The following is a 10,694-nucleotide window of genomic DNA, read 5'->3' on the forward strand; positions in this document are numbered from 1 at the left end:
GGAAAAGTACCTCTGATCGTGGAGTTCAAGATCGAGCGTACCGACCTGTCCCTGGATGGACGCCGATGCCAAAGCCGGTTACGCTTCAAGTTCCCCCCAACGTCATCGGCAGGTGAAGAGCATGGCAGGAAATCCCACGATAAAATCCCTCCAGGCCTACGCTCTCATTCGCGAACTCATCCTCCGGGGAGAACTTCTGCCGGGGACGCGTCTGGTACTGACCGATCTGGAGGAAAGACTCAACGTGGGGCGCGGCCCCATACGCGAAGCGATCATGCGGCTCGACCGTTCGGGTCTCATCCAGAATCTCCCCTACAAGGGCGCCGTAGTGGCCGCGCTGCCCGGCATGCGGGAAATTCAGCACATCTATGACGTTCGCGTTCAGCTCGAGTGCATTCTTGCGGCAGAGGCCATGAATCTCGCAGGAGAAAAAGAATGCGCCGAGCTTGAAACCATGCTCCGCGGCATGGAAGAAGGATTGTCCGACGGCGTCCGCCATCTTCATCCCGACCGGGAGTTTCACTACGCGCTGTACAGAATGTCCGGCATGCCCCATCTTCTCAACACGGCGGCCGTTCTCGCGGATCATGTGGAAATCTTTCTGAACAGCCGCTACTGCGGCGTGCAGGATCAGAAAACTCTCATGGAGCAGCTCAGGGACATTCTGCAGGCCTTTCGAGAAAAGGATGCCCCCAGGCTCTGCGCAGCCTTGAAAAAAAACATTCTCAGCAGCCTTGAGCTCATACGCCGGGAGATGGAACGCACAGGCAAAACGTAAGGAAGACGCAGAGATCTTCCCTCCTCACAGAGAAGGAGACTCTCGGCTTTTCGACCTCCGGCGCCGCAGCCGGGCGGAACATCGATGGACGAAATCCGCCAGACCGAAGAACCGCCCCGAACATCCCTGATCGTGTCTTCGGCCGCACGGAGAAAGGCCCGTCCTTGCCCGGCAAAGCTCCGACCCGATGCCGTGACAAGGTTCCTCTTCTCGAGGCCGCCCCTGAGTTCTGAAAACATCCGTCCGACGGCCTCCAAGGCTTCTCCCCTTTACCTGCTGCGTAAAATACGTATCATTTTTCCGTCAATGCCGACGCAAATTTTTGCGTCTCCTTCTCTTCCGGCGATGCGCCGTCCTGTCGAGACTTGACAGAGGCGCCCGTTAAAGCTTCTTTTGTTCTCCGGCCGCGTCCGTTGCGCACGACATGCCATGTCCCCGCCGCGTTCAGCGTCCCTGCCGCCGCACGGCCACACTCAACGGGAACAGTTTCCCTTCCTCCCAGGATCGCTCATGAAAATCGTTTTTTCTCTTCTGCTCTGCCTTGCGCTGGGCATTGCCTCGCCCGCCCTTGCTTCCGGCAGAGAACTTGTGGCTTCCGTCTTCCCCGTATGGCTTCTGCTCAGGCAGGTGGCAAGAGACGTGCCCGGAACCTCCGTGGGCCTGCTTCTTCCCGCCGGCACGGGCTGCCCGCACGACTACTCCATGACGCCGCAGGACAGACTCGCTCTCGCCCGGGCCGACGTCCTCGTCATCAACGGGCTCGGGCTGGAAAGCTTTCTCGGGGAGCCTGCAAAAATGTCGCAGCTCATGAAGGACGACGCCGTCATCATCGACATTTCAAGCCGCGTGGACAACCTTCTGCCCGCTGATGACGACGGGCATGAGGGGCACGGACACGACAAGAACCCGCACATCTTCGCAAGTCCCGCCATGATGGCCCGCATGGCGGAATCGCTGGCCGAACAGCTTGCCGAAAAGGATCCGGAGCACGCCTCCATATATCAGGCCAACGCAAAGCGCGTGCAGACGCCTCTTCTGAATCTTGCCGACGACTACGCATCACTCGGCCGCAGCATTTCCGGCCGAGGCATCGCTGTGCAGCACAACGTCTTCAGCTATCTGGCCCGCGACACGGGCCTGACCGTCGACGCCGTGGTGCAGCCCCATGAAGGACAGGAACCTTCCGCACGGGAAATGCTGGATCTGGTGCGCGTGATGCGCGACAAAAAGACGGCCGTCGTCGTCACGGAACCCCAGTATCCCGCCCGCACGGGCAGAACTCTTGCCGCCGAGGCCGGCATTCCCTGCATTTCCCTGGACCCCGTTGCCGGTGGACCGGCCGACGCCCCCGCAGACTATTACCAGACAACCATGCGCGAAAATCTGCGCGTGCTGGAGAACGCTCTTGGAAAATGACAATGCTCCCGCCATCGTCTTCGATCATGTGAGCGTGACGCGAAGCGGCCTCAACATTCTTGATCAGGTAAACGCCTCCGTTCCCCGCGGCAGCTGCACCGTGCTCATCGGTCCCAACGGCGCGGGCAAGACCACGCTGCTGCTTGCCCTGCTCGGCGAGGTGAACTACCGCGGCACCATCACGCTCGGCGGAGGACGGGGACTGCGCATAGGCTATGTGCCTCAGAAGCTGAGTCTCGACAGAGGCATGCCCTTCACCGTGGCGGAATTTCTGTCCATGGGCGTGCAGAAGCGCCCTCTGTGGCTGGGCATTTCCCGTCAGGCCAGAAAGCAGGCCCTCGAGCTGCTGGATCTGGTGCATGCGACGCATCTCATACGACGTCGCGTAGGCACGCTTTCCGGCGGTGAAATGCAGCGGGTTCTGCTGGCACTGGCGCTTCAGCAGAACCCGGAACTTCTTGTGCTGGACGAACCCTCGGCGGGCGTGGACTTTGAAGGAGGACGACTCTTCTGCGAGCTTCTGGAAGATCTGCGCAAAAGTCAGGGATTCACCCAGATCATGGTCAGCCACGATCTCGGCATGGTAGCCCATCACGCCACCTGCGTCATATGCCTGAAACGCCGGGTCATCGCGCAGGGCCCGCCCGCAAAAGTGCTTACGGGCGAAGTTCTGCAGACGCTTTTCGGCATGCACATGGGACTCATCTGCGCACAGGACCACCTGCACGCCATGCCTGCCGGAAACGGACAGAACGCTTCCCTCGGAGAACAGCATCATGATTGATCTTTCCTGGCTCTTCCATCTGGCCTCCCTGTTTCCTCTGGACGGCATGGACATGCGCTTCATGCAGCAGGCGCTTGTGGCCCTCGTTCTTCTTGCGCCCATGACGGCGGCTCTCGGCGTTCAGGTGGTCTGCTACCGCATGGCGTTCTTTTCCGACGCCGTGGGACATTCCGCCTTCGCAGGCGTGGCCATAGGTCTGGTGCTGGGCGTGAATCCCCACATTTCCATGCCGCTTTTCGGACTTGCCGTGGGACTCATCATCATGTTCATGCAGCGCTTCAGCGCCCTGCCCTCCGACACCGTCATCGGCGTGGTCTTCTCCGCCGTGGTGGCTGCCGGCCTTGCCGTGGTGAGCCGCAACAACACCATTGCACGAGACCTTCAGCAGTTTCTCTACGGCGACATCCTTACCATGACCGAAACCGACATTCTCTGGCTGCTTGCCCTTTTTGCGGTCTTCGTGCTCTTCCAGATCGTCGCCTTCAACCGCCTGCTCTATGCAAGCACGAGCGGCATCATCGCCCGGGCGCACCGCGTGCCCGTGGCCCTGTTCGAATACCTTTTTGCCGCGCTGCTTGCACTTGTGGTCATGTTCTCGGTGTGGGGCGTGGGCGTGCTGCTCGTCACGGCCATGCTCATCGTCCCCGCGGCCTCTGCGCGAAACTTCGCCCGCAGCGCCGGCGGCATGTTCTGGTGGGCCATTCTTGTGAGCCTGAGTTCGGCCGTGACCGGCCTTGCGCTTTCCGTCCAGCCCTGGATGGGAACCGCCACGGGGGCAACCATCATCCTCGTCAGCTGCGCCTGGTTCGTCGCAAGCGTGGTGGTCTCATCCGTGCGCAACGAACGCCAGGCATAAGCCGGAGACGGAGCGTCCCCGCGCGTCCATCAGGGGCGCTCCGCCTTTTTCTGATACGCATAAAGAGTGGTGTAATGCACGCCGAGCAGAGCGGCGGCGCCCTTCGGACCGCTGAGGCGGCCGCCCGTTTTTTCCAGAACCAGCGCGACGTAGCGGCTCTTCAGCGTATCGAGCGTGGGCCAGTCGTCGATGATGCCCCCGGCTCTCGGCTTCTCTTCTCCCTCATCCAGAAAATCAAAGCGCACGAGCCCTTCGTGCTCCCCGGCCCGGGCGTCGATGACGGCCCGCTCCACCGCGAATTCCAGTTCGCGGACGTTCCCCGGCCAGGGGTAGGACAGTATCCTCTCCATTTCCCCGGCAGGACACGCGGGCGGAAAGGGAATGCCCATTTGCTGCGACTTCTTCTGCAGAAAGTAGAGAAACAGCGCGCGGACGTCCTCCTTCCTCTCCCGGAGCGGCGGCACGAAAATGGGATATACGGCAAGCCGGTAATACAGATCCCTGCGGAACGAGCCCTCCCGGACCATGCGGCGAAGATCCCTGTTGGTGGCGGCTATCAGGCGCACGTCCACGGAAATGGCTCTGGAGCTTCCCACGCGCATGATGCTGCGGCTGTCGAGGGCCCGCAGCAGACGGACCTGAGCCGAGAGCGGCAGCTCTCCTATCTCGTCCAGAAAAAGCGTCCCTCCGGACGCCGCCTCGAAATAGCCCGGACGCGTGGCGCCGGCCCCCGTGAACGCTCCCCGCTCATGGCCGAACAGCTCGCTGTCGATCAGCGTTTCTGCAATGGCGCCGCAGTTCACCTTGACGAAGGGCCCGTCCTTCCGCGGCGAAAGCGCATGTACGGCATCTGCCACGCTTTCCTTGCCCACGCCCGATTCGCCGAGAATGAGCACCGTACTCCGCGTGGGAGCCACGCGCGTTACCGCCTGACGCACTCCGGAAAGCGCAGGACAACGCTGGAGCGCCCCTTCCCCCTCTCCCGACGCGACGAAAAAAGACGACGGAACCAGAGAGGAAAAGCGCTCCCGCAGCGCTTCGCCAAGAGGCTCCGTCAGCTTCTGGAGCCTGCCGACGAGCGCCTGACCAAAGGCGTTCCGCCTTTCGCTCCAGAAGTGTATCTGGAAAATGTATTCCTCACAGATGAAGAGCGGCAGGCGAATCATGGAAGCATAGTGGAAAAGAGGCACCTGCCGGCTCTCGAACACCGCTTCGAGAAAATCGGAATGCCCTTCCAGATCGTTGACGACACAAGGTTCCCGGAGCTGGTCGGGCAGCAGCATGGGCGGCTCCCTTCCGGGCATGCGCCGCACCACTCCGTATTCCCTCACCCCCGTGTCAGCCACGGGAAAGAACACGCTGAGATCCTGCGCCACGCAGATCACATTGATGCGGTCCACGGCCCATGCGTCATGCAGCCGCTGCTGGAGAAGCAAAAGGGCCTTCTCCAGCCCGCCCATGCGGCACATGATGCCGCATGAAGCCGCGTCCTGCTCCAAAAGCCTCTCTTCCACATCGCCTTCCATAGACAACGGCATGGCTCTCTCCTCGAAAATTTCATGCTTTTTTCTATAATACTATGGAAATTTACGACAACGTGTCAAGAGACAACATTATATCCATTTGTTATCACTAATTTTTTATTATGGCATACTTCTTGCTTCCTGCAAGGTGCATTTCCACTTCAAGCAAGGAGAAATTCCATGCCCCCTGTCATCGATCCCCAAAAATGCGTGGGCTGCGGGACGTGTGCGGACATCTGCAATTCCGACATCTTCGTCTTCGACCGCGCCACGGACGCCATTCCCCGCATCAAGTATCCAGACGAATGCTGGCACTGCAACTCCTGCGTCATGGACTGCCCGCATCATGCCGTCAGGCTGAACATCCCGCTGAGCTTCATGCTGCTCCATGTCAACGCCGACACGCTCGGCCAGGAGGTAGAACGATGATCCCCGTATCCCGCATTCTGGAAGCCGACGTGGCCATCGTCGGCGGAGGCATAGGCGGCGCCATGGCGGCCATATCCGCGGCGGAAAGCGGCGCAAAGCGGGTACTCGTCCTGGAAAAATGCCATACCCGGCGTTCCGGCTCGGGGGCTTCCGGCAACGATCACTTCGTCTGCTACATTCCCGAGGTCCACGGCGACGACGTGGAACCGCTGCTCGATCTCATGATGCACAGCTTCGTGGGTCTCGGCAAGGACAGGCAGCTCATCCGCCTTCAGCTTCTTGAGAGCTTCGATCTCGTCAAGAAATGGGAATCGTGGGGCATCGACATGAGGCCGCTCGGTCACTGGAACTTCCAAGGACACACCCTTCCCGGCATGCCCTGTCCCTTCCTCAAGATGAACGGCAGAAACCAGAAAAAAGTCCTGGCCGAGCAGATGAACAAGCACGGCGTCTCGGTGCTCAACCATCATCCCGTCGTGGAACTGGCCACGGAAAACGGCCGCATCTGCGGAGCTCTGGCCCTGGACACAAGCAGGGAAGAACCTTCCTTCGTGCTCGTCAAGGCTCCCAACGTCATCATCGCCACCGGTCTCACGCATCGTCTCTACGTCAACGCCACCACTCCCAACTTTCTGTTCAACACCTCCCACTGCCCGAACAACGCCGGCGGTCAGGCGCTGGGCTGGCGGGCCGGCGCTGCCATGGTGAACATGGAACTGCCCTTCTGCCACGCGGGAACCAAGTATTTCCAGCGCGCGGGCAAGGGAACGTGGATCGGCGTGTACCGCTATCCCGACGGGACCCCCCTCGGCCCCTTCGTCACGAAGCCCGACCCGAAATACGGCGATCCCACGTCCGACGTATGGAACACGGCCTTCCTCGACGTCATGGCGAACGGTCGCGGCCCCGCCTATCTGGACTGCTCGCAGAACACGCCGGAAAACCTCGCCTACATGCGCAAGGCCATGTTCGACGAAGGACTTTCCGCGCTGCTCGACTACATGGACGACAAGGGCATAGATCCGGCCCGGCACGCCGTGGAATTCACCCGCTTCGAGCCCATACTCATGGGCCGTGGCCTGGACGTGGACAAGGACGGCCGCACCACGCTCTCCGGCCTGTACGCGGCGGGCGACGTTTCGGGCAACTTCGGCAGCGGCGTGGCCTTCGCCGCATGGCTGGGCTGGCGCGCAGGCAGGGCGGCCGCCAGCGACGTTCCGGCTCTCTCCGCAACGCCTCTTGAACAGAATCCCGCCATCGAGGCCAAAATGCGTCAGCTCTCCTCGTTCATGGAGCGCTCCAACGGCACGGACTGGAAGGATGCCAACATCGCGCTCACCCAGATCATGAGCGACTATGCGGCCGTGGGCCCGTATCATGTGCGCTCCGCCACGCTGCTCCACGCCGGTCTCGCCTATCTGAAGCAGCTTCGCGCCGAAACCGACGCCCTCCTCCGCACCACGACCGCCCATGAGCTCATGCGCGCATCAGAGGTGCTCGATCTGTTCGACTGCGCCGAAGCCATCATGCATTCCGCCCTGGAACGCAAAGAAAGCCGCGGCCTGCACAAGCGCGCCGACTACACCTTCACCAATCCGCTTCTTTCCACCAAGATGCTGGACATCTTCAAAAAAGATGACGGAAGCGTGGTCACCGCCTGGCGCGACATGCGCATCTAGCCTTCCGGCCGCCCGGGACACGAAGCCGGGCGGCCGCCTCCCGGCTGAAACGACGCCAAAGGATCATCTCATGAAACGACCTCGATACTCTCTTGCGCGACATCTGGCAGGCATCGTCTCCGGCCCTCTCGTCGCGGCCGTGGTTCTTTGCTGCCCCGCCCCGGAAACGCTCGGGCCGCAGGGACTCAAGGGCCTCGCCCTCGTGCTCTGGATCATCGCCTGGTGGGTGACCGGCGCCTTCGCCCTGCCCCTGACCTCCCTGCTTGGCATCCCCCTGTGCATACTCATGGGCATCCTTCCCCTGCCGAAGGCCATCAGCTTCCTCGGCAGTCCCACCATGCTCATCATGATAGGCTCCATGTTCCTGCTGGGAGCCATGAAGGAAAGCCGTCTCATCGAGCGCTATACCTATTCCATGGTCACTTCCTCATGGGTCAATCACAGCCCTTCAAAGCTGCTCGTCATCTACGGCTTTTCCGTCGGCATCCTCTCCGCCATCATGCCCAACATTCCCGTTGCCATACTCTTCACGACCATTGCCGTGGAGCTCGGCAAAAGCATGAACGCCCAGCCCGGTGACATGCTCACCCGCGCCCTTGTCGTGTGCAGCGGCGCGGGCGCCAACCTCGGAGGCGGCGGGACTCCCGTGGGCGGCGTGCCGAACCTGCTGGTCATGGGCCTCGTGGCCTCGGCCGTCCATGAAGACATCCAATTCTGGCAATGGTCGGCCATGGGCCTCCCGCTCGCCCTCGCGTGGCTGGCGGCCATGATCGTCGTCTGCTGGTTCCTCTACATCCGCCGCTGTTCCCAGGACGGCTCGTGCATCAGCCTCGACGTCGTGCACGACAGGCTCAAGGCCCTGGGTCCCATGTCCCGCAAGGAAAAAATCTCTCTCTTCGTCCTCGTCGTCGCCCTGTTCTGCTGGAGCTTCGGTCAGCCCGTCTGCTCGTTCCTCGGCCTCAAAACTCTGGCCTCCCTGCTGAACACCCCGTTCATCGCCATCGTCGCCGGCGTCTCGCTCTTCCTCATCCCCGTGGGCGCGGGAGAAAAGGTCTCCTTCGCCATGGACTGGAAAAGCGGCGTCAGGGCCGTCAACTGGGACATCATCATCTTCATCGCAGGCGCGCTCATGCTGGGACAGGTCATGATCGACAGCCATATCGACACCTGGCTCGGCGAACTGCTCGGCGGTCTGCTCACCGGCCTCTCGCCCGAACTTGTCTGGCTCACGCTCATCGTCGTCTGCGCGGTCATGGCGCAGATCATCAATCCCGTGGCCGTCATTTCCCTGCTGGTACCCATGTCCGCCAGCTTCGCGGCCCAGAACGGCCTGCCTCCCGTCACGGTGAGCGTCACCGTGGGCATGTCCGCCAATCTCGCCGTCATGTTCCCCTTCTCTTCTCCGCCCATGGCCGCGGCGCTGCTGGGCTCGGAAGGCTACGTGACTTCCGGCGACTTCTTCAAGGTCTCCATCCCGCTGCTGATCATCTGCATGATGCTGGCATGGCTCGTGGGCATGACTCTGGGGCCGCTCGTCTTCCGCTGAGCCTTCCTGCCTCCTCGCCCGAGGCCCCGTCCTTTTGAATGCCGCGTCCCGGAGCGACGCGGCATTTTTCGTCGGCAGGAGCAAAAAAGCCTTACGCGCTCCGACGAGCCCCCCCAAAAACCGTACCGGACCAGGCGGACGGGCCTCCCTTGACCCGGATGATATTCCGTCCCGATGCTGCGCTGCCCGCTTCTGCGCCCATGCCCGTCTCTCTCCAAAACGCAGACGCTTTTATGATACAAAATTATATCAACATAAAAAAACGTTGCAATTCCCCATGTTAGGCAAGAAACACCCGGTTCCTGGCTTGATGTTTCTCCGCAACGCGCTACACTCCTTCTGCCAAATTGAGCGCATGACCCTTGTCGTGACGACGCGTTCAGAATCATGCAGACGCTTTTTTTCACCGTCCGTCACGACATTGCAGAACCGATTTCCCTCCCCTTCGACTCCATGGCCGACACTGCGGAAACCGGCTTGTCTTTCGCTCCGACACCATACAAGGAGATTGCCTGTGGGACATCACCTCATGCTTGAAAAACAGTCCGCCTACGGACGCATGATCGACAGACTCAACCGCTTTCCCCAGGGCGCGCCGGAATCGGAAACGCTCTATTCCATCCTGAAAATGCTCTTCACGGAGAAGGAAGCCGATCTGGTGGCGCAGATGCCCATCAAGCCCTTCACCGCGGCCGACGCTGCCAAGCGCTGGAAAATGTCCGAAGTGGAGGCTCACAAGATTCTGGACAATCTGGCGAGCCGGGCCATGCTCGTGGACATGGACAATCACGGCGAGCAGATGTACTGCCTGCCCCCGCCCATGGCCGGATTCTTTGAATTTTCCATGATGCGCGTGCGTCAGGACGTCGACCAGAAGACCCTCGCCGAGCTCTTCAACCAGTACATCAACGTGGAAGAGGACTTCATGCGCGAACTCTTCGTCACCGGCGACACCGGCCTCGGCCGCGTCTTCGTGCAGGAGCCCACGGTGAAGGAACCCTACGCCATGGAGATTCTCGACTGGGAAAAGGCCACGCACGTCATTGAAACGGCCTCTCAGTGCGGCATCAGCATGTGCTACTGCCGCCACAAGAAGCAGCACCTCGGCACGGCCTGCGACGCTCCCATGGACATCTGCATGACCTTCAACACCGCGGCCCACTCGCTCATCAAGCACGGTCATGCGCGCGAGGTGAGCAAGAGCGAGTGCATGGAACTTCTGCATCAGGCCTGGGAACACAATCTCGTGCAGTTCGGCGAAAACGTCCGTCAGGGCGTGAACTTCATCTGCAACTGCTGCGGCTGCTGCTGCGAGGCTCTGGGAGCAGTAAAGCGCTTCCAGATGACGCAGACCATCCACTCAAACTTCATCATGCAGAGAAACGAGTCCGCCTGCGTCAACTGCGGCCGCTGCGTCCAGCTCTGCCCCGTGAACGCCCTCACCATGGAACGTGACGCCGAAGGAAAAAGGCACATCGACTTCAACGCCGAACTGTGCCTCGGCTGCGGCGTGTGCACCCGCGGCTGCAATCACGGAGCCATCACCCTCGTGCCCCGTCCCGAGCGCACCATCACGCCTCTCAACACCACCCACAGAGCCGTGGTCATGGCCACCGAACGCGGCAACCTGCAGGACCTCATCTTCGACAACCGCATGCTCTTCAGCCATCGCCTGCTGGCTGG

General features: G+C 61.2%; 9 protein-coding genes. 8 read left to right on the top strand and 1 reads right to left on the bottom strand.

Annotated features, from left to right (window positions below; genetic code table 11):
• Positions 1–121: 121 nt before the first annotated feature.
• From QZZ60_RS08120 to QZZ60_RS08135, 4 genes are all read left to right on the top strand, one after another.
• Positions 122–778 carry a GntR family transcriptional regulator gene (locus QZZ60_RS08120; protein ID WP_295640352.1) on the top strand — a complete coding sequence of 219 codons (657 nt, stop codon included), beginning with the start codon at positions 122–124 and terminating at the stop codon, positions 776–778.
• Positions 779–1,288: 510 nt separating this feature from the next.
• A complete protein-coding gene (locus tag QZZ60_RS08125) occupies positions 1,289–2,194 on the top strand; it encodes a metal ABC transporter substrate-binding protein (protein WP_295640353.1) in 906 nt (301 codons plus the stop codon).
• Entirely contained in the window at positions 2,184–2,978 is a 795-nt protein-coding gene (locus QZZ60_RS08130) for a metal ABC transporter ATP-binding protein (RefSeq protein WP_295640355.1), read from the top strand. The genes QZZ60_RS08125 and QZZ60_RS08130 overlap by 11 nt, the downstream gene beginning before the upstream one ends.
• Positions 2,971–3,834 (top strand): metal ABC transporter permease, encoded by an 864-nt coding sequence (locus QZZ60_RS08135; RefSeq protein WP_295640357.1) that lies wholly within the window; start codon positions 2,971–2,973, stop codon positions 3,832–3,834. The genes QZZ60_RS08130 and QZZ60_RS08135 overlap by 8 nt, the downstream gene beginning before the upstream one ends.
• Before the next feature lie 29 nt (positions 3,835–3,863).
• Here the strand turns inward: QZZ60_RS08135 and QZZ60_RS08140 are convergent, their stop codons facing one another.
• Positions 3,864–5,372: a sigma 54-interacting transcriptional regulator gene (locus tag QZZ60_RS08140; protein ID WP_295640359.1), complete on the bottom strand. Its 1,509-nt coding sequence runs from the start codon at positions 5,370–5,372 to the stop codon at positions 3,864–3,866.
• Positions 5,373–5,537: 165 nt separating this feature from the next.
• Here QZZ60_RS08140 and QZZ60_RS08145 point away from each other — a divergent pair, with 165 nt between their 5' ends.
• From QZZ60_RS08145 to QZZ60_RS08160, 4 genes are all read left to right on the top strand, one after another.
• Entirely contained in the window at positions 5,538–5,786 is a 249-nt protein-coding gene (locus tag QZZ60_RS08145; RefSeq protein WP_295640361.1) for a ferredoxin family protein, read from the top strand.
• The gene (locus tag QZZ60_RS08150) at positions 5,783–7,465 is read left to right on the top strand and encodes an FAD-dependent oxidoreductase (protein WP_295640363.1); all 1,683 of its coding nucleotides are present in this window, start codon (positions 5,783–5,785) and stop codon (positions 7,463–7,465) included. Before QZZ60_RS08145 ends, QZZ60_RS08150 begins: the two co-directional genes overlap by 4 nt.
• 70 nt (positions 7,466–7,535) lie before the next feature.
• A complete protein-coding gene (locus QZZ60_RS08155; protein ID WP_295640365.1) occupies positions 7,536–9,011 on the top strand; it encodes an SLC13 family permease in 1,476 nt (491 codons plus the stop codon).
• A 514-nt stretch (positions 9,012–9,525) separates the two neighbouring features.
• Positions 9,526–10,694, top strand: a 1,169-nt coding sequence (locus QZZ60_RS08160; protein ID WP_295640367.1) for a 4Fe-4S dicluster domain-containing protein, incomplete at its 3' end; no start/stop codon positions are given.

The organism is uncultured Mailhella sp. (genome assembly GCF_905187505.1).
Lineage (GTDB): Bacteria > Desulfobacterota > Desulfovibrionia > Desulfovibrionales > Desulfovibrionaceae > Mailhella.